General features: G+C 70.8%; 21 protein-coding genes. 5 read left to right on the forward strand and 16 right to left on the reverse strand.

What is annotated here, in order from left to right:
• Window positions 1–104 precede the first annotated feature (104 nt).
• Window positions 105–1,274, reverse strand: coding sequence for an MFS transporter (locus AC069H_RS41030; RefSeq protein ID WP_478227334.1), 1,170 nt, complete (start codon window positions 1,272–1,274; stop codon window positions 105–107).
• Window positions 1,271–2,344 carry an alkene reductase gene (locus AC069H_RS41035; RefSeq protein ID WP_478227335.1) on the reverse strand — a complete coding sequence of 358 codons (1,074 nt, stop codon included), beginning with the start codon at window positions 2,342–2,344 and terminating at the stop codon, window positions 1,271–1,273. Before AC069H_RS41035 ends, AC069H_RS41030 begins: the two co-directional genes overlap by 4 nt.
• A gap of 105 nt (window positions 2,345–2,449) precedes the next feature.
• Here AC069H_RS41035 and AC069H_RS41040 point away from each other — a divergent pair, with 105 nt between their 5' ends.
• A complete protein-coding gene (locus AC069H_RS41040; protein ID WP_478227336.1) occupies window positions 2,450–5,059 on the forward strand; it encodes an ATP-binding protein in 2,610 nt (869 codons plus the stop codon).
• Window positions 5,060–5,069: 10 nt separating this feature from the next.
• Here AC069H_RS41040 and AC069H_RS41045 read toward each other — a convergent pair whose 3' ends face one another.
• Window positions 5,070–5,726: a M15 family metallopeptidase gene (locus AC069H_RS41045; RefSeq protein ID WP_478227337.1), complete on the reverse strand. Its 657-nt coding sequence runs from the start codon at window positions 5,724–5,726 to the stop codon at window positions 5,070–5,072.
• Window positions 5,727–5,751: 25 nt separating this feature from the next.
• Window positions 5,752–8,772 carry an AfsR/SARP family transcriptional regulator gene (locus tag AC069H_RS41050; protein WP_478235919.1) on the reverse strand — a complete coding sequence of 1,007 codons (3,021 nt, stop codon included), beginning with the start codon at window positions 8,770–8,772 and terminating at the stop codon, window positions 5,752–5,754.
• 127 nt (window positions 8,773–8,899) lie between these two features.
• Between AC069H_RS41050 and AC069H_RS41055 the strand changes: the two genes are divergently transcribed.
• Both AC069H_RS41055 and AC069H_RS41060 read left to right on the forward strand, forming a co-directional pair.
• On the forward strand, window positions 8,900–10,201 hold the full coding sequence (locus AC069H_RS41055) for an FG-GAP repeat domain-containing protein (RefSeq protein ID WP_478235920.1): 1,302 nt from the start codon (window positions 8,900–8,902) through the stop codon (window positions 10,199–10,201).
• A 40-nt stretch (window positions 10,202–10,241) separates the two neighbouring features.
• Entirely contained in the window at window positions 10,242–11,579 is a 1,338-nt protein-coding gene (locus AC069H_RS41060) for an FG-GAP repeat domain-containing protein (protein ID WP_478235921.1), read from the forward strand.
• 43 nt (window positions 11,580–11,622) lie between these two features.
• Here the strand turns inward: AC069H_RS41060 and AC069H_RS41065 are convergent, their stop codons facing one another.
• On the reverse strand, window positions 11,623–12,792 hold the full coding sequence (locus tag AC069H_RS41065; RefSeq protein ID WP_478235922.1) for a preprotein translocase subunit SecY: 1,170 nt from the start codon (window positions 12,790–12,792) through the stop codon (window positions 11,623–11,625).
• Between the two features lie 46 nt (window positions 12,793–12,838).
• Window positions 12,839–13,837 carry a DHH family phosphoesterase gene (locus tag AC069H_RS41070; RefSeq protein ID WP_478235928.1) on the reverse strand — a complete coding sequence of 333 codons (999 nt, stop codon included), beginning with the start codon at window positions 13,835–13,837 and terminating at the stop codon, window positions 12,839–12,841.
• 40 nt (window positions 13,838–13,877) lie between these two features.
• Between AC069H_RS41070 and AC069H_RS41075 the strand changes: the two genes are divergently transcribed.
• Window positions 13,878–14,921 carry a TRM11 family SAM-dependent methyltransferase gene (locus AC069H_RS41075; protein WP_478235923.1) on the forward strand — a complete coding sequence of 348 codons (1,044 nt, stop codon included), beginning with the start codon at window positions 13,878–13,880 and terminating at the stop codon, window positions 14,919–14,921.
• A 73-nt stretch (window positions 14,922–14,994) separates the two neighbouring features.
• On the opposite strand, the gene AC069H_RS41080 is transcribed toward AC069H_RS41075, so the two are convergent.
• The 7 genes from AC069H_RS41080 to rimP form a co-directional block, all read right to left on the reverse strand.
• Complete coding sequence (locus AC069H_RS41080; RefSeq protein ID WP_478227342.1) at window positions 14,995–15,825, reverse strand: alpha/beta hydrolase; 831 nt, start codon at window positions 15,823–15,825, stop codon at window positions 14,995–14,997.
• A gap of 16 nt (window positions 15,826–15,841) precedes the next feature.
• Entirely contained in the window at window positions 15,842–16,318 is a 477-nt protein-coding gene (gene rbfA / locus AC069H_RS41085) for a 30S ribosome-binding factor RbfA (protein WP_007029396.1), read from the reverse strand.
• 203 nt (window positions 16,319–16,521) lie between these two features.
• Window positions 16,522–16,815, reverse strand: coding sequence for a DUF503 domain-containing protein (locus AC069H_RS41090; RefSeq protein WP_034312220.1), 294 nt, complete (start codon window positions 16,813–16,815; stop codon window positions 16,522–16,524).
• 73 nt (window positions 16,816–16,888) lie between these two features.
• Window positions 16,889–19,897 (reverse strand): translation initiation factor IF-2, encoded by a 3,009-nt coding sequence (gene infB, locus AC069H_RS41095; RefSeq protein ID WP_478235924.1) that lies wholly within the window; start codon window positions 19,895–19,897, stop codon window positions 16,889–16,891.
• Window positions 19,898–20,042: 145 nt separating this feature from the next.
• Window positions 20,043–20,258 (reverse strand): DUF448 domain-containing protein, encoded by a 216-nt coding sequence (locus tag AC069H_RS41100; protein WP_039919655.1) that lies wholly within the window; start codon window positions 20,256–20,258, stop codon window positions 20,043–20,045.
• Between the two features lie 110 nt (window positions 20,259–20,368).
• Complete coding sequence (gene nusA / locus AC069H_RS41105; RefSeq protein WP_034312226.1) at window positions 20,369–21,409, reverse strand: transcription termination factor NusA; 1,041 nt, start codon at window positions 21,407–21,409, stop codon at window positions 20,369–20,371.
• A complete protein-coding gene (gene rimP / locus AC069H_RS41110) occupies window positions 21,406–21,945 on the reverse strand; it encodes a ribosome maturation factor RimP (protein WP_340683989.1) in 540 nt (179 codons plus the stop codon). Before rimP ends, nusA begins: the two co-directional genes overlap by 4 nt.
• Window positions 21,946–22,080: 135 nt before the next feature.
• Here rimP and AC069H_RS41115 point away from each other — a divergent pair, with 135 nt between their 5' ends.
• Entirely contained in the window at window positions 22,081–23,007 is a 927-nt protein-coding gene (locus AC069H_RS41115; protein WP_478235925.1) for a ferritin-like domain-containing protein, read from the forward strand.
• Window positions 23,008–23,107: 100 nt separating this feature from the next.
• Here the strand turns inward: AC069H_RS41115 and AC069H_RS41120 are convergent, their stop codons facing one another.
• The 3 genes from AC069H_RS41120 to AC069H_RS41130 all read right to left on the reverse strand — a co-directional run bounded on the left by AC069H_RS41120 (window position 23,108) and on the right by AC069H_RS41130 (window position 25,608).
• Window positions 23,108–23,728, reverse strand: a complete 621-nt coding sequence (locus AC069H_RS41120; RefSeq protein ID WP_478227347.1) for a hypothetical protein — start codon at window positions 23,726–23,728, stop codon at window positions 23,108–23,110.
• An 88-nt stretch (window positions 23,729–23,816) separates the two neighbouring features.
• On the reverse strand, window positions 23,817–24,836 hold the full coding sequence (locus AC069H_RS41125) for an aminotransferase class V-fold PLP-dependent enzyme (RefSeq protein WP_478227348.1): 1,020 nt from the start codon (window positions 24,834–24,836) through the stop codon (window positions 23,817–23,819).
• Window positions 24,837–24,846: 10 nt separating this feature from the next.
• Window positions 24,847–25,608 carry an isocitrate lyase/PEP mutase family protein gene (locus tag AC069H_RS41130; RefSeq protein ID WP_478235926.1) on the reverse strand — a complete coding sequence of 254 codons (762 nt, stop codon included), beginning with the start codon at window positions 25,606–25,608 and terminating at the stop codon, window positions 24,847–24,849.
• Window positions 25,609–25,813: the final 205 nt, after the last annotated feature.

A 25,813-nucleotide genomic window follows, 5' to 3' on the forward strand; every position in this document is an offset into this window, starting at 1 on the left:
GACGCCGGCGAGCCCGTGGCGGCCAAGAGACGCCCCACGCCAAGCCGGAGGCCGGTCGACCACACGCGGCTGCCTTGTCGCCATGACCGGCCCCACGGCTGGTTTCAGAGGAGTGCGGCGATCGCGGGGCCGAAGGCGGCCCCCAGCAGGTAGGCGAGGTTGAACAGGCCCATTCCCGCCGCCCGGTGCGCTCCGGCGGCGGCTCCGGCGCGCACGGCGAAGACACCCTGGCCCGAGGCCGCCGCGAGCGAAGCGAGTGCCTGTGCGATCAGCAACGCGACGGGGGAAACGCTCACCCCCGCCAGCACCAGCGCGAGGGCGGCGAGTGCCGGGAACAGCACCGCCACCGTCCGGAACGACGTTTTCGCCGTCGCCGCGATGACCACATAGGACACCAGCCCGCCGAACAACAGCGGCCACAGGATGGCGAGTCCGACTTCGCCGCTGGTCCAGCCGGATTCCCCGGTCAGCCGCGGCGGCAGCACGTACATCAACCCGAAGTTGGCCACCGCGAGCGCGAACGCGAGCCCTGCCGCGACGAGGAACACCGGGGTGCGCAGGAGCGCGGCGGGCACGAACCCGTCCGGCCGCGCCCTCAGGTGCCCGGCCAGCAGAACCGCTACGACGACGACCGCGCCGCCCGCGGGAAGCCACACGTGCGGTACGAACACCAACGCGGTGACCAGCGCGGTCACCAGGATCGCGCCGATCGGGTCGAAGCGTGACGGCGCGACCGGCGTCGCGGGCGCCGTTCGCAGTACCGCGGGCACGGCGAGGAGGCCGAGCGCGGGAAGCGCCAGCGCGAGTTGCCAGCCGAACGCGCCGCCGATCAGATCACCGATCAACGGCGACGTCGAGCCGACGACCGCCAGCGAAGAGGTGACCAGGCCCATCGCTCGCGCCGACCCGGCCAGGGTCATGGCCATCGTGGTGAATCCGGCGGTGCCGAGCCCCTGCGAGGCACTGCCGGCGACCAGCACCGGCAACCACGGAACGGTCGCCACCGCGACGGCACCCGCCAGCACCAGCGCGGCGCAGGTGAGCACCGCCGTCCGGACCCCGCGATGGTTCTGCAGCCCGCCGAGCAGCGGCGTGCCGACGGCGATCCCCCAGCCGAACGCCGTCACGATCCACGTCACCACCGGAATTCCGGTGCCCAGCGCCGCGGCCGCGTCGGGCAGGATCAACGACGGCCCGGCGATGCCGAACGACAACGGACCGGCCAGCAAAGCCAGCCACGGCCCCGGAATCCCGGCGCGTACCGGCACGCTCATCGCGCGGCCATGGTCGGGTAGTCGGTGTATCCGCGGTGGTCGCCGCCGTAGAAGGTCGCGGGATCGGCGTCGGCGAACGGACCGCCGGCGGCGATCCGGGCGGGCAGGTCCGGATTGGCGAGCCACAGCCTGCCGAGGCTGATCACGTCGGCGACCCCTTCTCGCAACGCGTCCACGCCGTCCGCCACGGTCGCCGGTTCCGGGCCTGCCGGGTGCGGGTTGAGGATGAGGGTGCCCGGCCATTCGGCGCGGATGAGCTTGGTGATGTCCCGCGTGCCGAACTCCGAGACGTGCACGTAAGCCAGCCCTGCCGGACCGAGCGCGCGGACGAGGGCGGGGTAGAGGTCTTCGGTGTCGCTCTCCCGGGTGCCGTTGAGAGTGGAGCCGGGTGACAGCCGGATGCCGGTGCGCTCCGGGCCGATCGCGTCGGCGACCGCCCGCGCCACCTCCACCGCGAACCGGATGCGGTTCTCGATCGGGCCGCCATAGGCGTCGGTGCGCCGGTTGGTGTTGTCGGCGAGGAATTGGTGGATCAGGTAGCCGCTGGCTCCGTGCAGTTCGACGCCGTCGAATCCGGCCTCCATCGCGAGCCGCGCGGCGGCGGTGAACTCGTCCACGGAACGCGCGATGTCCGCCAACGTCATTTCCCGCGGTCGCGGGTGGTCGAGCAGGCCGTCCGGGGTGTACAGCTTTTCGCCCGACGGGATCGCCGTCGGGGCCAGTGGCAGGCTGCCGTCCGGGTAGAGCGAGGGGTGCCCGATCCGGCCGGAGTGCATCAGCTGGACGAAGATCCGGCCCCCGCGCTCGTGCACGGCCTCGGTGACCGCGCGCCACGCGGCGGCATGCTCCGGGGTGTGCAGGCCGGGCGTGTCGATGTAGCCCTGGCCGATGACGCAGGGTTGTGTGCCTTCGGTGATGATCAGCCCGGCGGCGGCGCGCTGCGCGTAGTACTCGGCGGTCAGCCCGGTGACGTGGCCGCCCTTCGCGCGGCTGCGGGTCATCGGCGCCATCGCCAGGCGGTTCGGGAGGGACAGGGTGCCCGCGGAGACCGGGGCCAGCAACTCGTTCATACCCGGAAGCTTGATCCGGGCGGGCTGTTCCCGAATCGGTAAGGTTTCGGTACCGGGGTACTGGGATTCGGCGTCCGTACCTCACTCACGGTTACGGAGGCCGGTGTGTTGTACGGCAGGGCCGGCGAGCAGGCGGCGATCGAAACGCTGCTTTCCGCGGCTCGCGCCGGCCGCAGCGGCGCGCTGGTACTGCGCGGCGAGGCGGGTATCGGGAAATCCGCGTTACTGGGCTGGGCGGCCGAAGCCGCCTCCGGGCTGCGCGTGCTGTGGGTCAAGGGAATCGAAGCCGAAGCCGATCTGGCGTTCGGCGGCCTGGTCCAGTTGCTGTGGCCGGTACAGGACCGGATCTCCGCACTGCCCGGCCCTCAGGCCGAAGCGTTGCATGCGGTGCTGGACTCGGGCCGCACCAGCGGCCAGGACCGGTTCTTGACCGGGCTCGCCGTACTCACCCTGCTCGCCGACGTCGCCGACGACGGTCCGGTGCTGTGCCTTGTCGACGACGCGCAGTGGCTGGATCGCGCGACAGCGGACGCCTTGTTGTTCGCCGCCCGGCGGCTGGCCGCGGATCGCGTCGCGATGGTGTTCGGGGCGAGGGAGACCGGTTTCGCCGCGGCGGATCTGCCGGAACTGCGCCCGGCCCGGCTCGACCCGGACGACGCCGCGCGGCTCCTGGCCGAACGAGGGCTGGCACCGCCGTCACCGGCGAGGGTGCTCGCGGAATCGGCGGGCAATCCGCTGGCACTGCTCGAATTCGCGGCCTCGCAACGGGAACCCGACGCGGCAGCCGGACCGCTGCCGGTGGCCGACCGCGTGCTGGCGGGCTTCCGCGCGCAGATCAGCGCGTTGCCGTCGCGGACCCGGCTGATGATGCTCATCGCCGCGGCCGAGGGACGCGGGCACCTTCCGACGCTGCTCGGGGCAGCCGAAACGCTGGGAGTCGGCCTCGCCGACCTGGAACAGGCCGAGACCGCGCGGCTACTGGAGGTCACCGGGGGTACGGTCACCTTCCGGCATCCGCTGATCGGCACGGCCGCCTACCAGGGTGCCGTCCTCGCCCGCCGGATCGCGGTGCACCAGGCGCTCGCCGAGTCCACTTCGGACGCCGACTGCCGGGTCCGGCATCTCGCCGCCGCCACCACCGCACCCGACGAGCGGGTCGCCGCGGAGATCGTGCGCTCGGCCGAACGCGCGCGGGCGCGCACGGCGTTCACCGCGGCCGCCGGGTTGTACCGGCAGGCCGCGCGACTCACCGCCGAGGCCGGGATGCGAGCGGCGCGGCTGGGAGAGGCCGCGTCCCTGGCACTCGCCGCCGGGCACGGGAAGCAGGCCGCCGAGCTGGTCCGGCAGGCGGCACCGCTGACCGAGGACACCAAGGCACGCGCCTTGCTGGCGCAGGTGGAGGCGGCCACGGAGTTCGAACTGGGAGACGGCCGCGCGGCCGCCCGCCTTCTCGTCGAGCACGCACGGTCCGCCGAGTCGTCCGATGCGGTGGCGATGGCGCGCACCGGCGCCCGGTACGCGTGGTCCTCCGGCGACCGGGAGACCGTGCGCGCCGCGAACGACGCGCTGGACGGCGGCGACCCGGTGGTCAAGGGCATGGCCGTGCTGGTGGACGACGACTTCGCGGCCGGGTTGCCGCTGCTGGCCGAGTACGTCGCGCACGCGCCGGGCACCGATCCCGGCAGGACCTACTGCGCGATGATCCTCGGCGATGACACTGTGACGAGGGAACTCGCGCTCTCCGAAGTGGCTCGCTGCCGTCGCGAAGGACTGATCGGTCTGCTCCCTCAGGTGCTGCAAGACCTCGCGGGGGCGCAGGTTTCGGCTGGACTGCACCGGGACGCGGCCGCGTCGGTCGCCGAAGCGGTACGGATCTCCCGGGACACCGGATCGCACCGGCGGCTCCCCCGGCTGAACGCCGTGGTGGCGCGGGTGGCGGCGATCGAAGGGGACGAACGGCGCTGCCGGGAGCTGGCGGAGGTGCCGCCGGACGCGGGTGGCGCGGCGAGCCTGGTGGCACTCGCGTTGCTCGACCTCGGGCTCGGCCGCTACGAGTCCACTTTGGACCGATTGGAGACCTTGCAGCGCGGTCCGCTCGGATATACGACGGTGGCGATCGCGGCGGCCCCCGACCAGTTGGAGGCGGCGGTACGCCTTGGCGATCCGAGCAGGGCGGAGCCCGCCTTTCGCCGGTTCGAGGCGTGGGCGGAGGCGGGCGATCAGGCGTGGGCCAAGGCGGTGGCGGCACGCTGCCGCGCCATGCTGGACGACGACGAGCCGCATTACCTGCGAGCGCTGGAATCGCACTCGTTCGACGAACGGCCTTTCGAACGGGCGCGCACCGAACTGCGCTACGGCGAATGGCTGCGCCGAGCCAAACGCCGTAGCGACGCCCGCGTTCCGCTGCGCTCGGCACTGGATGTCTTCTCCCGGCTGCACGCGAAACCGTGGGCCGACCGGGCCAGGATCGAACTCGGGGCCACCGGCGACTCCGGCCCGATGGCCGAACCCGCCGCGGAGAACCCGCTGGATCGTCTTACGTCGCAGGAACTCCAGGTGGTCCGGCTGGCCGCGGACGGCAGCACGAGCCGGGAGATCGCCGCACAGCTGTTCCTCAGCCCGCGTACTGTCGAGCATCACCTGTACCGGGCGTACCCGAAACTCGGCGTACGGTCCCGGCGGGAGCTGGCCCGGCTGGACCTCGGCCTGGGTTGAGCGGCGAGGCTCACACCGGGAAAGCGGCCGGGCCGAAGCGGGCGTGCTTCACGCCGGTGACGTACGCCCAGTACCGGTCGCCGTAGGACCAGTGCCACCATTCGCTCGGGTAGTTCACGAATCCGGTCGCGGTCATCGCGTCGATGAGCGTTTCCCGGTTGGCGCGCGCCTCGGGGCCGATCAGCGCGGATCCGGTGAAGCATTCCGTCCCGTACTCCGGCGGCGTCGCGTTCACGTCGGTCCCCATCGGCAGCTCGACGCCGTCGACGGTGCACAGCGTGAGATCCACCGCTCCCCCGGCGACATGCGGCGCGACTTCGGGCGGTGACACATAGGTGGCGGCTTCGGCTGCCACCTGCTCGGACGGCCGGCCGGGGTTGGCTCGCGCGATCCGGGCCTTGCTGTCCGCGAAGTAGCGCTCCTGCACCTCTCGCGGCCGGAACCCCTCGACGACGAGCAGACGCAGCCCGCGCGGGAGCTGGCATTGCGCCGCGACGAGCCGGTCCGCGACGCTGAGCCGCACGTGCGCGTAGGCGCCCCGTTCGTCGGCGAGCCTGGGGTCTGTCCGGATCGCGCCGGTTTCCCGCAGGTCCACCAACGGTTCGCCGCATTCCCGGACGGACATGGCTGCGATACGAGGATCCGACAAGGACACGAACGAAGACATGCGCACCACTGTCCACCGGCGTCCTTCAGGAACGCTGTAACCCCGTTACAGCGGAGAGTTCCTCGTACTCGCGGGCGCCGTAGGTCCGGAAGGTCTCCAGGGCTTCCGCCGTCATCCGCTCCCCCGCCGGCGCGTCGCCGAGCGCGTCGTGCACCTCGGCGAGGGTGCGCAACGTCCGTGCCCGGAACAGTTCGGCGCGCAGCTCGGTCCACCGCTGTAGCGAGTCATCCAGGCAGTCTTTCGCTTGGTACAACCGGCCTTCGGCGAGATGCACCTCCCCGACGACGCGGAGGGTGCACGCATGACCGAAGGCGTCGCCGAGCTCGCGGCAGACCTCCAGCGCGTGGTCCGCCAGCCGCCGCGCGGCGACCGAGTCCCCGCGCCGCAGCAAGGCCTTGGCCAGGGCGCGTTCGGAATAGGCGACGAGCATGCGGTCTTCGGATCCCTCGAAGACCGCGAGCGCCTCACGCGCGAACTGTTCGGCTTCGGCCCACTCGCCGCGGGCCCGGTGGTACAGCGACAGGCTGCGCAGTGTCAGTCCCTCGCCGCGCCGCGAGCCCGCCGCCGCGAACGACGCTCGTGCCTCGGTCAGCGCGGTCAGCGTCCTCGGGTAGTCCCCCATTTCCAGCCGGACCGTGCCCGCCAGCCGGTGGACGTGGCCCATCGCCCCCGGATCGTCCAAACCGGACCACATCCGCCCGGCACGATCCAGGAAGTGCACCGCCTCGGGCAGATAGCCCTGCTCGCGGCACGCGGCGCCGAGCGCGGCGAGGGTGGCCGCCTCGCCCCGGACGTCACCGGCGGCGCGGAACATCGACAACGCCTGGCTCAGATGCGCGCGGGAGCGGGGGAAGTCGTCGTGCTCGTAGTACAGCTGCCCCAGCCCCGCCAGCAGAGTCGCCTCGCCCAGTGCGTTTTCGGTGCGGCGGGCCGCGGTGAGCGCCGCGTCGTGGGTGCGCCGCCAGGACCCGAGCGAGTCGTCGAGGACCCGGTTGTGCCCGCCGAAAGCGGTGCCGCACAAGGCCGACGCGAGTTCGACCGCGATGTCCACCAGGTCCAGTGAAGCCGCCAGATCGACGGCGGTGGTCATCGCCTCCTCTTCGGCGCGGAACCACTCGTACGGCCGGGCCTCGACGCGTCGCGCGATCTCCTCGTCGACGGGACGGCCCAGCCGGGACGTGCCCTGGATCGACGGCACGACCGGCGGCAGGGTCTCGTTGACCCGCTCGACCAGCCAGATCCAGGCACCGAGCACCCGCTCGACGGTGGCGGCCCGGTCCGCGGCCGATTCCTCCTCGACAGCGCGTTCCAGCGCGAACAGGCGGACGAGGTCGTGCAGCCGGTACCGCATGAGCCCCAAGGAATCCACGCCGTCGACTTCGAGCAGGGAGACGTCGACGAGGTCTTCGAGCACCTGCTCCGCGTCGTCGAGCTCGGCCTCCATCGCCGACGCGGCGACCCAGGCGGGAAAATGCGCCAGACCGAGCAGCCCCAGTCTTCGCAGCGCGGTCCGCACCGCCTTGGGCAACAGCGTGTAGCTCAGGTTGATGCTGGCCCGCACCTCCTGATCGCCGACCACCAGTTCGTCGAGACGCCGCTGTTCGTGCGCCAACCGGCTCGCCAGCCGGGACAGCGTCCACTGCCGACGTGAGACCAGCCGCGCGCCGGCGACGCGGATCGCGAGCGGCAACTGCCCGCACAGCTCGGTGATCTCGGCGGCCGACGCGGGTTCGGTGCTCGCGCGATCCGCTCCGACGATGCGGGTGAACAGATCGAGCGCGGCGTCGGCGGGCAGCACGCCGAGTTCGAGGAAGGTCGCACCCGCCAGCGCCGGCAGCCGGTTGCGCGAGGTCACGATCACCGCGCACCCCGGGCTCCCGGGCAGCAATGGCCGGACCTGCGCCTCGTTCGCGGCGTCGTCGAGCACGACGAGGGTCCTGGTGCCCGCGAGCAGCGTCCGGTACCGGGCGACCCGCTCTTCGAGTGAGCCGGGCGGCGTCGTCGCGGGGTCGAAATCACGCAGGACGCGGCCGAGTACCTCCTCGGCGGTCGACGGCGTGCCGGTGGAACCGTGGAGTTCCAGATGGACCTGGCCGTCGGGGAACCGCTCGGCGATCTCGTGCGCGGCCCGGTGCGCCAAAGTGGACTTGCCCACGCCGCCCGCACCGGCGACGACGGCGACCGGCATCGTGCCGGGCCGCACCAAGGTCGTGCGCAGTGCCGCGAGTTCCGGCGCGCGGCCGGTGAAATCGGGTGGCGGCGACGGCAACTGCCGCGGTGTACGGGAGGTGACCGCCGGGAGCAGGGCCGCGTCGCAGCGCAAGATCGACTCGTGCACGCGCCGCAGCTCCGGCCCGGGATCGAGGCCCAGTTCGTCGCTCAGCGCCTTCCGGCCGCGTTCGTACACCTCAAGCGCTTCGGCCTGCCGCCCGGACCGGTACAACGCGACCATGAGGCCGCCGCGCAGCCGTTCCCGGGTGGGGTGCAGGGCGACCAGCTCGGTGAGCTCCGCGAGCAGCCGCGGCCCCTGTCCCGCCGCGAGATCCGCGTCGACCCGCTCCTCGGTGACGGTCAACCGCAACTCGTCGAGCCGGGTCGCCTCGGCGCGCAGGAACGACTCCCCGATCCCGCCGAGCGCGGGCCCACGCCACAGGGCGAGGCCGGTGCGGAAGAGGTCCGCGCCTTCGGTGTGATCGCCGCTCTGCGCGGCCTGCCGTCCCCGTTCCACCAGCTGTTCGAACATCCGTACGTCGAGGGCGTCCTCGGCGACGTCGGCGCGGTAACCGTTCCGGTCGGACACGATGACCTGCGGCAACCCGGCCGCGTCGAATGCCCGGCGCAACGTCGCGACATACGTCTGCACCACCGCGCGGGCGGTCGTGGGTGGCTCTTCTCCCCACACCACGCCGATCAGCCGTTCGGCGGGCACCGTCCGGCCGTATCCCAGCAGCAGCGCGGCGAGCAGTGTGCGCGGCTTCGTCCCCGGGAGCGCGATCGGCCCCGACGGGCCGGTCACCTCCATCGGCCCGAGCAGAGAAAACCTCATCCGTCCCTCCCCCAGAGCGGATCCCTCACAGCGCGCCGCCTCGCTGTAGCCCGCGCTGAAGCGTGGCTACAGCGGCCTCCCGGAGCCTCTGTGTCGTCCACGAACATCATGCTCAGGAAAGGTCGTCATGAACAGCTCCGGTTCTCCAACGGCGGTCCGGTTCGCCGCCGCGATCACGGCCCTCGTGACACTGGTCGCAGGCTTGCTCACGTTCGGCACGCGGAACGAGGCCAGCGCGGCTTCCACGGTGGGGGGATCGATCACCCGCGCGGAGATCATCGCCAGGGCCAAGTACTGGTACGACCGGGGCGACACCTGGTACAGCCAGAACCAGTCGGACGCGATCTCGGACGGCACCGGCGGCAAGTACCGGCCGGACTGCTCCGGCCTGGTCGCGATGGCCTGGCACCTGCCCAAGAAGTCCGACGGCTGGGATCTCAACACCGACGACTTCGAGTCCTATTCGCACAAGTCCTGGGTGCCGAGCCTGCACGACCTGCTGCCCGGTGACGCGCTGCTCAAGAACGGTCACATCGAGCTGTTCGAGAAGTGGGTCGACACCGGTGACCACAGCGCCGGCGCCTGGGTCTACTCGGAGAACACCTACGGCCAGAAGACCAACCACAACATCAACAGCTGGTCGGAGATGACCACCTACCGCGGCATCCGCTACGACAAGGTCATCGAAAAGTCCCTCGACGGTGGTGACTTCGACGGCAACGGCGCCGGCGACATCTACGCCACCGGCACCGGCACCCTGACCATCTGGAACGGCAAGGGCAACAACAACTTCGGCACCGCCGACCCCATCGGCGGCGGCTGGGACGGCTTCACCCGCCCCGCCGCCGGCGACTTCAACAAGGACGGCAAAACCGACCTCGCCGCCGTCAAGAACGGCACCCTCTACGTCTGGAACGGCAAAGGCGGCAACAAATTCGGCGCCGCCGACGCCGTCGGCAGCGGCTGGGCGCCCTTCTCCGCGCCCGTCGCCGGAGACTTCAACAACGACGGCATCAGCGACCTCTCCGCAGTGAAGGACGGGACGCTCTACATCTGGAACGGTAAGGGCAACGGCAGGTTCACCCCCGCCGACACCGTCGGCGGCGGCTGGGAACCCTTCACCGCGCCCGTCGCCGGAGACTTCAACAACGACGGCAAGACCGACCTCGCCGCCATCCGCGACGGCAACACGCTTTACATCTGGAACGGCAAGGGCGGCAACAAATTCGGCGCCGCCGACTCGATCGGCAGCGGCTGGGCCAACTACCACCGCACCCTGATGTCGCTGGGCGACGTCAACAAGGACGGTCACTCCGACATCGGCGCCATCGACCAGACCACCGGCACCTTCTATCTCTGGAACGGCAAAGGCGCCAACAAGTTCGGTGCCGCCGACGCCCTCGGCGGCGGCTGGCTCCCGCACTTCTGACCGGTTCCGTCCCCACCCCACGACCTTGGAGGGTCGACCAGTGTCGAAGAACTTCGCCCGCCGTGCGACCACGGCAGCCCTGACCGTCTTCGCGATCACCGCCCTGTCCCCCGTCGCGCACGCCGAAGAAGAACCGGCCGGCTTGGTGACCGCCGCCTACGCGACGGCCCCGTGCGACCGCTCGGGCACGACCAGCCAGGACGCCGCCCTGGCCACGCAACTCAACGGCACCCTGACCGCGAAGATGCGGGGATACCTGACCGCGTACCGCGTTTCCTGTGCCCGAGTGGTGGTGGAAGCCGTCCGCGCCCGCGGGCTGAGTCAGAGAGCCGCGGCCATCGCCATCGCCACGGTGATCGTGGAGACGAGTCTCCAGAACATCAGCGAGGAGGTCGACCACGACAGCCTCGGCCTGTTCCAGCAACGCGCGTCCTGGGGCAGCGCCGCGAACCGGCTCAACCCCGTCTGGGCCACCAACGCCTTCCTCGACAAGATGGTGCGGGTGTACCCGAACGGCTCATGGAGCTCGGCGCCGATCGGTGAGGTGTGCCAGGCGGTGCAGGTCTCGGCCTACCCGGACCGCTATCAGACCGAGGCCGGTGACGCGCAGAAGATCGTCAGCGCGCTGTGGCAGCGCTCCGCCGCGGACGGCGGGGACTTCGACGGCAACGGCGCCGGCGACATCTACGCCACCGGCACCGGCACCCTGACCATCTGGAACGGCAAGGGCAACAACAACTTCGGCACCGCCGACCCCATCGGCGGCGGCTGGGACGGCTTCACCCGCCCCGCCGCCGGCGACTTCAACAAGGACGGCAAAACCGACCTCGCCGCCGTCAAGAACGGCACCCTCTACGTCTGGAACGGCAAAGGCGGCAACAAATTCGGCGCCGCCGACGCCGTCGGCAGCGGCTGGGCGCCCTTCTCCGCGCCCGTCGCCGGAGACTTCAACAACGACGGCATCAGCGACCTCTCCGCAGTGAAGGACGGGACGCTCTACATCTGGAACGGTAAGGGCAACGGCAGGTTCACCCCCGCCGACACCGTCGGCGGCGGCTGGGAACCCTTCACCGCGCCCGTCGCCGGAGACTTCAACAACGACGGCAAGACCGACCTCGCCGCCATCCGCGACGGCAACACGCTTTACATCTGGAACGGCAAAGGCGGCAACAAGTTCGGTGCGGCCGATGCCGTCGGAGGCGGCTGGGGCGACTACCACGCCACGTTGATGTCGCTCGGAGACGTCAACAAGGACGGCCACAGCGACATCGGCGCCATCCACCAGACCACCGGCACCCTCTACCTCTGGAACGGCAAGGGCGCCAACAAGTTCGGCGCCGCCGACGCCCTCGGCGGCGGCTGGCTCCCGCACTTCTGAGGCGGCCACGGTCCGCGCCCCACCCCGGGCGCGGACCGTTCGCTCAGCGGAGGAACGGTTCGTGGCGTCGTTGCCGGCGCAGCGACTCGATCTGCCGCGTGGTATCGAGCGAAACACTGACGAGGAAGACGAGGACCACCTGCAGGGTCACCCCGGCGACGAGCAGCGTCGGGCTCGCGTCCAGCAGTGCCAGACCGGCGGCCGGGATCAGCGCGACCACTCCCGAGCAGAGCGCTCCGAAGGCGAGGATCCGGCGGTTCACGTGATCGAGGTACTCGGCGGTCCAGTTCCCCGGCCGGATCCCGGGGACGAAACCGCCCACCCGCACCAGTTCGCCCGCCACCTTGTCCATGTCCTGCGCCACAGCCGCCCTCGCGAAGGCGAAGAGGCAGACGAGGACGAAGTAGACCGCGATCCACCCGGGATCTCCCAGGCCGAAGTAATGCACCGGCACCGACAGCAGGACCGCGGCGACGACGGCCGGACTGTTCGCTTGGTGGAAGCGAAGGGGAATGTACGTCGAGGCCCCGCCGAAGGCGCGTCTGCCGATCATCCGCTTGGCGTACTGCACCGGGACGCGGCGCTGTCCCTGCGCGATGACGATCGTGAGCACCGTGATCGACAGCGTCACCACGGTCATCACCGCGATCGCGGCCCAGCCCGCCCTTGCGTACAGACGCAGGAACTCCGCGGGCAGCACCGCCAAAACCTGCGCGAGCAGCAGGATCCGGACGCCGTCGCCGAATCCCCGGTCGGTGATCACCTCGGTCAGCCGCAGGACCAGGGCGGTTCCCGCGGTCAGGCACACGACGACGATGGCCCCTGGTCCATCGAGGACGTTCTGGCCGCGGAACGCGAGCACCCCGACGGCGCCCAGCAGGCCGAGCGCGACGGTGAGCCGCCGCTGGTACCGCTTCAGCACCCGTGCGCCGGCTTCACCTTCGGCCCGGAGCGCGGCCAGCCGCGGGATCAGGACGATCAGTCCTGACAGGAGTCGCGGGGCGGCCAGGCAGGGCAGGACGCCGAACGCGAACACCGGCAGGGTGGCCAGGCCGCCGCCGGTGAGGAGGTCGAGGATCCAGCGCAGCGGGTGATCGGCTTCCGGCGCGCGGACGGTCACATGAGGGGTGGGCAGGCTCTGGCCCAGCCGGAACAACACGATCACGCCCAGTGTGACCAGGATCCGGCGGCGGAGGGAGGCTCGCTCGTTCATCGTGGGGATCACGTTAGGAACGACCGATGAAATTACGATGACACCGTCACAGCAGCGGCGCCCTCGACAAGGCCTCCCGCAGCTTGCCGAGCACCTCGTCCGCAGTCCCCTCCGCGGTGCACCCGGCGGCCTGGCGATGTCCGCCGCCACCCAGCTCCCCCGCGACCGCCGAGACGTCGACGCCGCCCGCCGACCGAAGCGAGACCGTCCATCGCTGCCGCGGTCCGATCGGTTCGGTTTCCTTGAGCACCACGGCGACCCCGGCCTCGCGAGTGGACCGGACGACGTCGATGACCGCTTCGACCTCCTCGGCGCGCACGGATCGCGCGGCGTCGAGGGTCACCACGGCGTGCGCGAGGCCGAAGCCGCGTGCCTCTTCCGGCTCGAGCCGGGCACCCGCGAGGACGTCCGAAAGCATCGGCAACCACGCGAACGGGTGATCGTCGACGATCTCGCGGACCACCTTGTCCGGATCGACACCGGCTTCGAGCAGCTTCGCGGCCATCAGATGGGTCGACGGCCGTGCCCGGCGGAACCCGCTCGTGTCCGTGACGAGCCCCGCGTACAGGCAGCGAGCGATCGGCTCGTCGATCTCGGTGCCGAGCTCGGCCAGCAACGCGAAAACGAGGACGGCGGTGGCCTCGGCGGTGTCGTCGACGACGTGGTGCGTGCCGTAGAAGACGTTGGACGCGTGGTGGTCGATCACCAGGACATCGCCGCCCGCCGCGCGGACGGCGTCCACCCGCGACGCGAGCTTCCCGAGCCTGCCCGGGGTAGGTGTGTCGAGCGCGACCAGCAGCTGTTCACTCTCCGGCAGCTCGCTCGCGGGGACGAAGAGCCCGCCGACGTCCAGGCTCCGCAGGGTTTCGGGCATCTCCTCGGGCTCGCCGACCGAGACGCGGACCTTGACGCCGCCACGCAGCTGGAGTGCCCGGCCCAGCGCCAGCGCGCTGCCGAGCGCGTCGGCGTCCGGGCGGACATGGCCGAGCAGGGTCACGTCGTTCGCGCGCGCCAGCAGGGCGGCGGCTTCCTTCAGGTTCGGCACTGGAGTGGCTGTCACAATCAGTCAAGCTACGCTCTACCGGATGTCCGAGTACGCGATCCTGGTCTACCCGTCCGCCAACCGGGTCTACACCGACTCCACTCCGGCCCTGCTGCGCGCGGAGCTGGCGGTGTTCGGTCTGTCCGCCTTGGAGACCGAAGTCTCCGAGATCGGCGAGACGGAACTCGGCGGCGTCGGCTACCTCACCTTCACCACGCCCGCCCCGCTGAGCGGACGCGATCTCGCGCTCCTTTCGAACCTTTCCGCGCTGTACGCGCTGTTCGAACTCGGCGACGGCGTCCTGAAGCCGGTGACGATCAGCCCGCTCGCGAACTTCGACTCGGATCTGCTGACCATCCAGAAGTACCCGGGCAAGACGAACGAGCTGTTCACCAAACTGCTCGTCAACGTCACCCTCATGTCGACGGCGAACCCGGCGGCGATGCTGGACAAGCCGCTGCATCTGCTCGATCCGCTCTGCGGCCGCGGCACCACGCTGAACCAGGCGATGATGTACGGCTTCGACGCGACCGGCCTCGACGTCGACGGCAAGGATTTCGACTCTTACGAACTGTTCGTCAAGACCTGGCTGAAGCAGAAGCGGATCAAGCACAGCGCCGAATCCGGTCAGGTCCGTCGCAACAAGGTCCGGCTCGGCAGGCGGCTCGACATCGGTTTCGGGATCACCAAGGAGCAGTACAAGGCGGGTGACGTCCGCAAGCTGAGCTACCTCAACTGCGACACGCTCACCACCGACGAACTGCTGCGGCCGAACTCGGTGGACCTCATCGTCACCGACGCCCCGTACGGCGTGCAGCACGGCAGCCACCGCACCCAGGACGCGTCGCTCGCGCGCAGCCCGCGAGACCTGCTCGCGGCCGCGGTCCCGGTGTGGACGAGGGTGCTGCGGCCCGGCGGCGCGCTCGGCATCTCCTGGAACACCAACGTCGCGCCCCGCGAGGAACTCGCCGCGATCCTGGACAAGGCCGGGCTGGAAGTCCGCGAGGGCGGCCCGTTCGCGGAGTTCGCGCACCGGGTGGACCAGGCGATCGTGCGGGACCTGATCGTCGCGGCCAAACCGGCCTGACCCCCCGCGTTTCGTCCTCTGAATGCGGTAGTTGGCATCGCGCACTACCGCATTCAGAGGACGAAATGCGGCGTCAGGCGATGCGTTCCCCCACGAACTTCAGCACGTCCGGCATGATCTCGCGCCAGTAGTCGTCATTGTGCCCACCCGGCGTCATCTTCGCGACGACGGGGTCCAGTGCCTGGATGAGCTTGCGGTCGGCGCGGGCGAAGGGATCCGAGTTCCCGCACCACACCCCGGTCGATTCGGCGGAAAGATCGGCGGTGTGCAGCAACGGCTCGTGCGATTCCCATTGCGCGCGATCCGCGAAGACCTTGCGGGACTTGGCATCGGGCCAGCTCACGAACAACGCCGCGCTGGCGACGGCGACGGCTTTCAGGTCCTTGTGGTCGCGGGCGTAGCGCAGGGCGCCGAATCCGCCCATCGAGATCCCGAACATCGCCGACGGCGGCCGCAGCTGGCGCTGGGCGAGCCAGCCGGGTAGTTCGTCGGACAGCATCCGCTGCGGGTCGTCGGCCTTGCCGACGTCCACCCAGTAGTTGTCCCCGTCGACGGCGGCCACCGCGAACCCGGGCCGTCCGGCCGCGACGGCCTGGTTCAGCGCGTCCTGCACGCCGAGGTTCAGGAACGTCCGCGCGTCGGCGCCGCGCCCGTGCAGGGCGACGCAGACCGGCATCCCGACCCGTGACACCCCGTCCGGCGCGATGATGACGAGGTTGACGTCGCGGTTCCGCGCCGCGGACCGCATCTTCTGCACCGTGACCGCTTCGGTGAGCGGCGTCGGAGTGCTCGGTGGGGCCACCGGGGGCGGCCCCACCAGGGGCGGTTTCTCGGCGCCGCAAGCGGAAACCAGCGCCGAGCCGCCGAGAGCCGCGGCTCCCAGCAGCAGGCCACGCCGGCTCACGGCGTGGTCCACCCGATCAGCGACGGGTCTCCTCGTCGGCGAACTCATCGTCTTCGGCCTCTTCCCGCGGCGGCTTGTACGGGTCGGCTTCACCGGCGTGCTGCGCCCCAGTCGCCCGCCGGGCGACCTCCGCGTCGGCTTCCCTGGCCTTCGCGAGGAGGTCTTCGATGCGCTTGGCGTCCTCAGGAATGCTGTCGGCCACGAAGGCCAGCGTCGGAGTGTAGCGGACACCCGTGCCCTGACCGACCTTCGTGCGCAGGACACCGCGGGCGGATTCGAGCGCCGCCGCGGCGCCGGCGTGGTCGGGCGTTGACTCCAGGTTCTCGCCGAGCACCGTGTAGTAGACCGTGGCGTCGTGCAGATCCGCCGTGATCTTCGTGTCGGTGATCGTCACGTGGTTGAGCCGCGGATCCTTGATGTCGTGCTCGATCGCGTGCGCGACGATCTGTGAGATCCGCTTGGCGAGCTTACGAGCCCGAGCGGGGTCGGCCATGGGATTTCGTCTCCTCGAAAGATCTTCATTCAGTGTCTGTCGGTGAACCCGCGACCGCGATCGACGTCGGCAGGACGCTGCCTGGTCATCCACGTCACGACACGCGACCATGGCGTCCTGCCACCGCGATAGCGGGGCCTTCGGCCGGGCGGGTTCGCGCGCACGGTCATCTCTCCGATTACATCTCAACTCCGCCGACAGGTTCAGTCATCCGGGCCGAGCAGCCGGCGGTGGGCGGAGAGCAGGTCGAACTCCGGCCTTCCGGCCACGAGGCGCTCACACGAGTCGAGCACGTCACGAACCTGCTCGCCACTCGCCGCGACCACGGCCACACCGATCAGCGCGCGCCGGTGCAGGTCTTGATGGCCCGCTTCGGCGACGGAGACGTCGAAACGCCTGCGCACCTCGGCCAGCACCGGCTTGATCACGGATCGCTTCTGCTTGAGCGAGTGGACGTCGCCCAGCAGGATGTCGAGCTCAAGAGCTCCTACGAACATGTGGGGTTCTGGGTTGTTTCGAAGGTGAAGCGGCGCTCCCCCGCCCAGATGCGGAGGAGCGCCGCTTTGTCACTTACGCACGCGGCTTTTCGCGCTGCTCGTAGGTCTCGATGATGTCGCCGACCTTGAGGTCGCTGTACGACCCCAGAGTCAGACCACACTCGTACCCGTCGCGGACCTCGACCACGTCGTCCTTGAACCGCCGCAGCGAGCTGATCGGCAGGTTCTCGGCGATGACGGTCGCGTCGCGGAGCAGGCGGGCCCGCGCGTTGCGGCGGATCTCGCCCGAGACGACGAGACAACCGGCGATGGTGCCGATCTTCGACGACTTGAAGACGTCGCGGATCTCCGCCTTGCCGAGCTCGACCTCTTCGTACTCCGGCTTGAGCATGCCCTTCAGAGCCTGCTCGATCTCCTCGATCGCCTGGTAGATGACCGTGTAGTACCGGACGTCGACGCCTTCGCGGGTGGCCCGCTCGGTCGCCTTGCCCTGCGCACGGACGTTGAAGCCCAGGACGATCGCGTCGGACGCGGTCGCCAGGTCGATGTCGGACTCGGTGACGCCACCGACACCGCGGTGCACGACGTTGAGTTCGACGTCGTCGCCGACCTCGAGCTGCACCAGCGAAGCTTCGAGGGCCTCGACGGTACCGGAGTTGTCACCCTTGATGATCAGGTTGAGGCTGTTCGTCTCCTTCAAGGCGGAGTCGAGGTCCTCAAGGCTGACCCGCTTGCGGCGCGACGCGTTGAGGGCGTTGCGCGTCCGGGCGGAGCGGCGCTCGGCGATCTGCCGGGCGACGCGGTCCTCGTCGACCACCAGGAAGGTGTCGCCCGCACCCGGCACCGAGGTGAACCCGATGACCTGGACGGGACGCGACGGGTACGCCTCCGTGACGTCGACGTTGTGCTCGTCGACCATCCGGCGGACGCGGCCGTAGGCGTCACCCGCCACGACCGAGTCACCGACGCGCAGCGTGCCTCGCTGGACCAGCACCGTGGCCACCGGACCACGGCCGCGGTCGAGGTGGGCCTCGATCGCGACACCCTGGGCCTCCATGTCCGGGTTGGCCCGGAGGTCCAGCGCGGCGTCGGCGGTCAGCAGGATCGCCTCGAGCAGGCCGTCGATGTTGATGTTCTGCCGCGCGGAGATCTCGACGAACATCGTGTCGCCGCCGTACTCCTCGGCGACCAGGCCGTACTCGGTCAGCTGCTGCCGGATCTTGTCCGGGTTCGCGCCTTCCTTGTCGATCTTGTTGATCGCGACCACGATCGGCGCCTTGGCGGCCTGCGCGTGGTTGATCGCCTCGACCGTCTGCGGCATCACACCGTCGTCGGCCGCCACCACGATCACCGCGATGTCGGTCGAGTTGGCACCGCGGGCACGCATGGCGGTGAACGCCTCGTGACCCGGGGTGTCGATGAAGGTGATCAGACGCGGGTTGCCTTCGAGCTCGGTCTCGATCTGGTAGGCGCCGATGTGCTGGGTGATGCCACCGGCTTCACCTTCGCGCACCTTCGTCTTGCGGATCGTGTCGAGCAGTCGGGTCTTACCGTGGTCGACGTGACCCATGATGGTCACGACCGGCGGACGGACCTGCAGATCCTCTTCCTCACCCGCGTCTTCGCCGTAGGTGATGTCGAAGGTCTCGAGCAGCTCCCGGTCCTCTTCCTCGGGACTGACGACCTGAACGTTGTAGTTCATTTCGCCGCCGAGCAGTTCCAGGATGTCGTCGGACACCGACTGCGTCGCGGTGACCATCTCACCGAGGTGGAAGAGCACCTGCACCAGCGAAGCCGGGTTGGCGTCGATCTTCTCGGCGAAGTCGGTCAGCGAGGCACCACGCGGCAGGCGGATCGTCTCGCCCTGCCCCTTGGGCAGACGGACACCACCGACGCTGGGCGCCTGCATGTTGTCCATGTACTCCTGGCGCTTCTGCCGCTTCGACTTGCGGCCCTTGCGCGAGGGGCCACCGGGACGCCCGAAGGCACCCGCGGTACCGCCACGGCCACCGGGGCCGCCACGACCGCCGCCGCCACGGAAACCGCCGCCACCGGCCGGGGCACCGCCACCGCCACCGGGGCCACCGCCACCGGGACGGAAACCGCCGCCACCGCCGCCGGGACGGAAACCGCCACCGCCGCCACCGGGACCGCCGCGGAAACCTCCGCCGCCGCCACCGGGACCGCCACGAGCGCCGCCGCCGGGGCCACCACGGGCTCCGCCACCGGGACCACCGCGGCCGCCACCGGGACCACCGGCCGGACGGGCCGGGCGGCCCGGCATCATGCCGGGGTTCGGGCGCGGGGGCATGTTGCCCGGGCTGGGCCGGTTACCGCCGGGAGCGCCGCCACCGGGACGCGGGGCCGGACGGTCGCCGCCCTGCCCGCCACCGGGACGCGGCGGACGGTTGTCGCCGCCCTGCTGGTTGCCGCCGCCGGGACGCGGGGCGGACGGGCGCGGGGCCGGGGAACCGGAACCCACGCCGAACGGGTTGTTGCCGACACGCGGGGTGCGCGGGCCGGGCTTCGGACCGCCGGGCTTGGGGCCCTGCGGCTTCGGCGGCACGACCGAACCCTGCGACGGCGTCTGGGACGCGGGCGGGGTGGCGGGTGCCGGAGGGGTCTCCTTCTTCGGCTCGGCCGGAGCGGCCTTCGCCGCCGGAGCGACCTCTTCCTTGGGCGCCGGCGGCCGGGGGCCGGGGCGCGGACCCGGGCGGGCGCCCGGAGCGGGCCGGGACGGCTGCTGGGCCGGGGCCGACGTTTCAGACGCCGCCGGAGCGGACGCCGCGGGGGCGGCCGGGGCCTCGGACTTCGCCGCGGGCTGAGCGGGCTTCGCGGCCGGAGCCGGGGCAGCGGGCTTCGCGGGCGGCGCGGGTGAAGGGCGCGGGCCGGGGGTCGGAACCGGCTTCTTCTTGCCGTCCTTGGACGGATACGCGTCACGGAGACGACGGGCGACCGGCGCCTCGACGGTGGACGACGCGGACTTCACGAACTCGCCCTGTTCCTTCAACTTGGCGAGAACTTCCTTGCTGGTGATGCCGAGCTCTTTCGCGAGCTCATGTACTCGGGCCTTGCCTGGCACAGCTCTCCTCATCTGGGGAGGCCGGCGGCAGACCCGCAGACCTCGTCCTATTGTCGCGCGTTCATTGATTCAGCTTCACGGCTGACTCATGACGGGTCGACCTGCTTCCTGATTCCATCCGGCACCGGGGATGTCCCGGCGCCCCTCATTCCTCGGCGAGCCGCTCCAGGCGTTCGTGGACACCCTGGGCGTCGAGCGACCCTGGAACACGAAGTGCCCGGGGGAACGCTCTGCGCCGCTCGGCCTTGGCCAGACAGTCCGGCTCGGGGTGCAACCAGGCACCCCGGCCCGGCAACCGCCGACGTTCGTCGACGATCAGCCGACCGTCCGCCGCGACCACTCGCAGCAACTCGCCGATCAAGGCCCGCTTACGGCAACCCACACAGGTGCGAACCGGAGTTTCCCGGTCATGCTGGAGGTCGGTTCCCGGCCGCGGGCTCTGAACCACTCGTAAGTCTAGCGCTTCGACCTTCACTCAGCCGAACCGGTTGCCGCGGCGGGCCGCGCCTGCCCGGCGTGTGCTTCGTCACCCTGCTCAGGGGCGGCGTCACTGCGGATGTCGATACGCCAGCCGGTGAGCCGGGCGGCGAGGCGGGCGTTCTGCCCTTCCTTGCCGATCGCGAGCGAAAGCTGGTAGTCCGGGACGACGACCCGAGCGGTCTTGGCCCGCTCGTCGACGACCTGTACGGAGACAACCTTCGCGGGCGACAGCGCATTCCCGACGAACTTCGCCGGGTCTTCGGAGAAGTCGATGATGTCGATCTTCTCGCCCGCCAGCTCGCTCATCACGTTGCGCACGCGCGCGCCGACCGGGCCGATGCAGGCGCCCTTGGCGTTGACGCCGGGCACCGTCGAGCGGACCGCGATCTTGGTCCGGTGTCCCGGCTCCCGCGCGACGGCGGCGATCTCGACCGTGCCGTCGGCGATTTCGGGGACCTCGAGGGCGAACAGCTTGTGCACCAGCTTCGGATGCGAACGGGACAGCGTGATCTGCGGGCCCCGGTTGCCGCGCGAGACGGTCACGACGTAGGCCTTGATCCGGTCGCCGTGCTCGTAGGTCTCGCCGGGCACCTGCTCGATCGCGGGCAGCACGCCTTCGATGTCGCCGACCTGGATGACGACCATGCCGCGGGCGTTGGCGCGGGCGTCACGCTGCACCACGCCGGCGACGATCTCGTTCTCCTTGGCGGAGAACTCGCCGAAGGTCTTCTCGTGCTCGGCGTCGCGCAGCCGCTGCAGGATGACCTGCCGCGCGGTGGTCGCCGCGATCCGGCCGAAGCCCTCGGGGGTGTCGTCCCACTCCTCGTCGGTCTGGCCGTCCGGGGTGAGGGTGTGCGCGAGGACACGGACCAGCCCGCTCTTGCGATCGATGTCGATCCTGGCGTGCGGCTGGTGGCCCTCGGTGTGCTTGTACGCGGTGAGGAGCGCGGTTTCGATCGCTTCGATCACCGTCTCGAAGGGGATGTCCTTGTCCCGTTCGATCGCGCGCAGCGCGGCGATGTCGACGTTCACTTCGGCTCCTCCTTCGGCTCCGTGGTGGCGGCGTTCAGGGCCGACGCATCGTTTTCCAACAGTTTCAGGTCCTCGGCAGGTGGTTGCTTGAACTCGATCTCGATGACCGCCTTGGTCACCGAGGCGTAGGGGACGTCCCGAATCTCGCCGTCCACGAGCACTCGCGCGGATTTCTCCCCCGCGTGCCCGACGCGGCCGATGAACGCCGCGCCTTCGGCCGGCGTGACCTTGACGAGGCGGAACTTCGCGCGCCGCCAGTGCCGCTGCAAGGTCAAGGGCCGGTCGAGACCCGGCGAGGTGACTTCGAGCGTGTACGCGCTGGCGATCACGTGCTCGTTCTCGTCGAGCGCGGCGGAGACGGCACGGCTGACGCTCGCCACCTCGTCCAGCCCGACGCCGTCGTCCCCGTCGACGACGACCTTGACCAGCTGGCGGCGGCCTGCCTGCTGGACCTCGAAGGAATCGAGGTCGAAACCCGCGGCCTTGACGGCTTCGGCCACGATGGGCTCCAGCCTGCTGGCGAGGTCGTTGGGCACGGTGGAGCGCTCCTGTTCGGCTGTGGGCGACCCGGCGGCGTGGATCCGGGTTCGGTAGTGGTCCAGCTTATCCGGTCACCCCAGCGTGACGCGCGAGCGGCGGCCCCGCGCGGGCTACTGGCAGGATGGGGCGGCGTGACCGGAAGATCGACAGAGCCGAGCCGTCGCACTTTCCTGCGGATGGGAGCGCTGGCCGCGCTGGCCGTGCCGCTGGCGTCCGCCTGCTCCCCCGGCTTCGACGAAAGCCCCGACCCGCTGGGTCCCCTGCTGCGCGCGGCGGAGACCGACGCGGCCGGCGCGAAGGCGCTGGGCGCCGAAGGCGAAGCGGTCGCCACCGCGCGGGCCGCGCACGCGGCCGCGCTCAAGACCGAGGTCGACCGGCTCAACCGGCCGAAGCCGGAGCAGTCCGGTCCCGCGGAGACCCCGCCGTCGTCGGTGGACGGGCTCAAGGAACGGCTCGCCCAGGCCCGCAAGCAGGCCGAGGGCCTCGTGCCTTCGCTGCCCCGCTACCGCGCCGGGATGGTCGCCTCGATCGCGGCGGGCTGCGCGGCGCTGCAGCAGAGTTCGGAGAAGCTCGGCCGCGGCGACGACGCCGGCGCGGTCGAAGTGCCCGCCGGGGTCCGGCTCGGCGGGGAGAGCGCGGAGGCCGTCCAGCAGGCGCTGGCGGCCGAACACGCGGCGATCTGGGTGTACGGGTTGGTCAGCGCGTATCTGCCCGCCGCCTTCACCGGCGCGGTGGCCAGGGGCACGGCCGAGCACGTCAAACGGCGGGACGTCTGCGAACGGATGCTTTCCGCGGCGGGTCAGACGCCCACCGGTCCGGAGGCCGCGTACGTGCCGCCGAGGCCGGTGACCGAGGCGAACTCGGCGATGGAACTGGTGGCGACGGCCGAGGCGGACGCGACCTCGGCCTGGCTCGGCGTGATCGACCGGACGGACGACGCGGCTTTGCGGACGACGGCGCTGAACGCGCTGATCGGGTCGGCGCGGCGGGGGACGGCGTGGCGGGCCGAGTTCGGCGCGAAGCCGGTGGCGATCGCCATGCCGGGCCAGTCGGTCTGAGGTCTTTCGCGCGGCTTCGGTCCCGTCGCGTGTGCAATGAAAGGTCCCTTCCTTGCAAATTTTGCAAGGAAGGGACCCTTCATAGCGCTTGAGGGTCCGGTCAGCGGCGCAGGTCACCCGAAAGCCGCAGGGCGTCGGTCGCGATCCGCTCCAGCAGCTGCTTGTCGGTCTGCTTGTTGTAGAAACCGGCCAGCACGATGGCCACTTCCGGCCCGCTGACGTGGGAGTCGTAGGCCGCGTCCTGCCCGGAGATCTTCGGAGCGCCCTGCGCCTTGAAGGTCCCGTCGCGCACCAGGTCGGACACGTTGCCCGTGCCGTCCTTGTCGGTGAGCGCCTTGAGCTGGGTCGCGGTGACCTCGCCGGGCATGGTGACCAGGACGACCGACACCAGTGCCTTCTTCCCACCGGTCTCGGTCGTGTACAGCGCCCGTGAAAGGCGCGTGCACGGCGTCTCGGTGAAGAACTTCTTGGTGTCGCCGTAGGCCTTGCTCGCGCAGTCGGTGGTCACCTGCGGCCCCTCGACCAGCGTGTACTGGAACTGGCCGCTCTTCGACGGCGGGTCCGCGACCGGGGTGGGTTCCGGCTCGTGCCGGATCAGCCACCAGAGCAGGGCGGACACGACCGCGATGGCGACCAGTCCGGCGCCCTTGAGCGCCAGGCCCTTGGTGTCCCTCGGCGGATTCGGCGCGGGCGGCGGCCCGCCCGGCCCTGCCGGTCGCACCGGCTGAAGCCGGGCCGTTTCCGTCGGTCCCGGGGTAAATTGCGCACCAACCACGGGAACATACGGTAGTTCACGCCGCTCCGGCGGTTCACCTGAACGTGCTTATCACCCGTTCGACGTCGTCAGCCGTGTTGTAGAGATGGAAGCCGAATCGCTGCCTTCCGGCCCGGGTACCGGCCACGATGCCCGCTTCCTGCACCCGGCGGGCGTCGGCGTCGAGCGAGACGATCGCGCTCCCCTGACCGGGTGAGCCGAGCGCTTCGAGGAGTGAGTCGGCGAGCCCCACGCAGTGCGCGCGGACGGCGGCGAGGTCCAGGGACGCGAGGTAGTCCAACGACACCGCGGCGCCGGCGAACGCGAGCCAGGCCGGGGACAGGTCGAGCGAGCGGGTGCCCTCGGCGAGGCGCAACGGGAGGCCGTAGACGGTCTGCCAGCGGTCCTCCCCCGCGTACCAGTTCGCGGCGACCGGCACCGCCCGCTCCAGCACCCGCGGATGCGCGGCCAGCCACGCCGCCCCGCGCGGCGCGAGCAGCCATTTGTATCCGGCGGCGACCACCCAGTCGGCCCAGCCGAGGTCCAGTGGCTGCCACCCGGCGGCCTGCGTGGCGTCGAGCAGGACCGCGGCACCCGCCGCCTCGGCCGCGGCCCTGAGCGCGCCGAGGTCGACTTGGGCACCATCGGCCGACTGGACGACGCTGACCGCGACGAGGTCGTGCCCCTCGACGCGTGCGGACAGCTCGGCCAACGGGACTTCGGTGACCTTCACCCCTCGGTGCGCCTGGGCCGCGAACGGGAAGGTGACGCTCGTGAAGTCGTTCGCGGCGGCCAGCACGCTGGCGCCGTCGGGCAGACCGGCGGCCACGTTCGCGATCAGCTGCGAGACGGACGCCCCGATCGCGACCCGCTCCGCCGGGACCCCGATCAGCGCGCCGAACCCCGCCCTGGTCCGCGCGACGGGCTCGTCGAAGTCCGCCGGACGGGCTTCGCCGCGGCGCCACCGCTCGACCGCTTCCGCCACGGCGTCGGCCACGTGCGACGGCGGGATGCCGATACTGGGCGTGTTCAGATAACCGGGCGGGACGGCGAATTCGGCTCCGAAGGTCTGCATGCTCCCGAGATTAATGAGATTCCGGGAGCACGGCGGCGACGTCGGCGTACGACGGCGGGGCCAACGGGAGTTCACCGCCGTCGCGAACGGCCTCCACCGTACGCAGCGTGGCGGCCAGCGCCATCCGGTACGGCAGCGAACCGAGACTGACCCGGGCGACGCCGAGTTCGGCCGCTCGCGCGACGGTGACCTTGCCGGGCAGGAACAGCAGGTTCACCGGCACCCGGACGGCCTTCACCAGCCGCATGACGTCCGCGGGTTCGGCGAGCCCCGGCACGAACACCCCGTCGGCGCCCGCGTTCACATAGGACAGAGAACGGTCGATCGCGGTGCCGATGTCGGGCTCCCCCAGCCAATGCGTGTCCGTCCGCGCGTTGACGAAGAGACCGGGAGCGCGTTCCTTCACCGCCGCGATCTTGGCGGCGTGCCGCACGGGATCGCCCAGCGCGTCTTCGAGGTTGATGCCCGCGACACCGGCTTCGGCGAGCTCAGCCGCCAGCGCGCCGACCTCGCCCGGGTCTTCGCTGAACCCGTCGGCGAGATCGACACTGATGAGCGTGTCCAGCCCGGTGAGCCGCCGCGCCAGCCGGACGGTGGCTTCCTTCGAGGACGGGGCGCCGTCCGGCTCGCCCTCGGCGGCCGAGACCCCGAGACTGGTCGTGCCGAGCGCCGGGAAGCCATGCACGGCAAGGAAGGCGGCCGTGCCGAACTCCCAGACGTTCGGCAGGAGCAGCGGGGAACCGGGGACGTGCAGGGCGGCGAATGAGGTCATGTCACGACGGTAGCCAGTGGACGCTTCGGTGACGACCGAAGCGATGGGCGGCGCTCCCGGCGACGTGGCTTTCGCAACACGACCGCCGGCCGTGGCGGCCAGATGTCCAGTTAGGGGTCCTAACAGAATGAGTGGGCTTTGAGTCGGCGCCAGCAGATAATGGCGCAGCCGATGGTGAGGAAGGCTTCGTGGAGGTCGTCGCGGA

Source organism: Amycolatopsis sp. NPDC043887, from assembly GCF_056435665.1.

What these genes read in the sequence shown, in the direction of transcription:
- AC069H_RS41130 (WP_478235926.1), bottom strand. Translation starts at nt 25,608, where the DNA reads ATGACCTCATTCGCCGCCCTGCACGTCCCCGGTTCCCCGCTGCTCCTG.
- AC069H_RS41045 (WP_478227337.1), bottom strand. Translation starts at nt 5,726, where the DNA reads ATGTCTTCGTTCGTGTCCTTGTCGGATCCTCGTATCGCAGCCATGTCC.
- AC069H_RS41065 (WP_478235922.1), bottom strand. Translation starts at nt 12,792, where the DNA reads ATGAACGAGCGAGCCTCCCTCCGCCGCCGGATCCTGGTCACACTGGGC.
- AC069H_RS41125 (WP_478227348.1), bottom strand. Translation starts at nt 24,836, where the DNA reads ATGCAGACCTTCGGAGCCGAATTCGCCGTCCCGCCCGGTTATCTGAAC.
- AC069H_RS41090 (WP_034312220.1), bottom strand. Translation starts at nt 16,815, where the DNA reads ATGTTCGTAGGAGCTCTTGAGCTCGACATCCTGCTGGGCGACGTCCAC.
- AC069H_RS41075 (WP_478235923.1), top strand. Translation starts at nt 13,878, where the DNA reads ATGTCCGAGTACGCGATCCTGGTCTACCCGTCCGCCAACCGGGTCTAC.
- AC069H_RS41030 (WP_478227334.1), bottom strand. Translation starts at nt 1,274, where the DNA reads ATGAGCGTGCCGGTACGCGCCGGGATTCCGGGGCCGTGGCTGGCTTTG.
- AC069H_RS41050 (WP_478235919.1), bottom strand. Translation starts at nt 8,772, where the DNA reads ATGAGGTTTTCTCTGCTCGGGCCGATGGAGGTGACCGGCCCGTCGGGG.
- AC069H_RS41055 (WP_478235920.1), top strand. Translation starts at nt 8,900, where the DNA reads ATGAACAGCTCCGGTTCTCCAACGGCGGTCCGGTTCGCCGCCGCGATC.
- AC069H_RS41035 (WP_478227335.1), bottom strand. Translation starts at nt 2,344, where the DNA reads ATGAACGAGTTGCTGGCCCCGGTCTCCGCGGGCACCCTGTCCCTCCCG.
- rbfA (WP_007029396.1), bottom strand. Translation starts at nt 16,318, where the DNA reads ATGGCCGACCCCGCTCGGGCTCGTAAGCTCGCCAAGCGGATCTCACAG.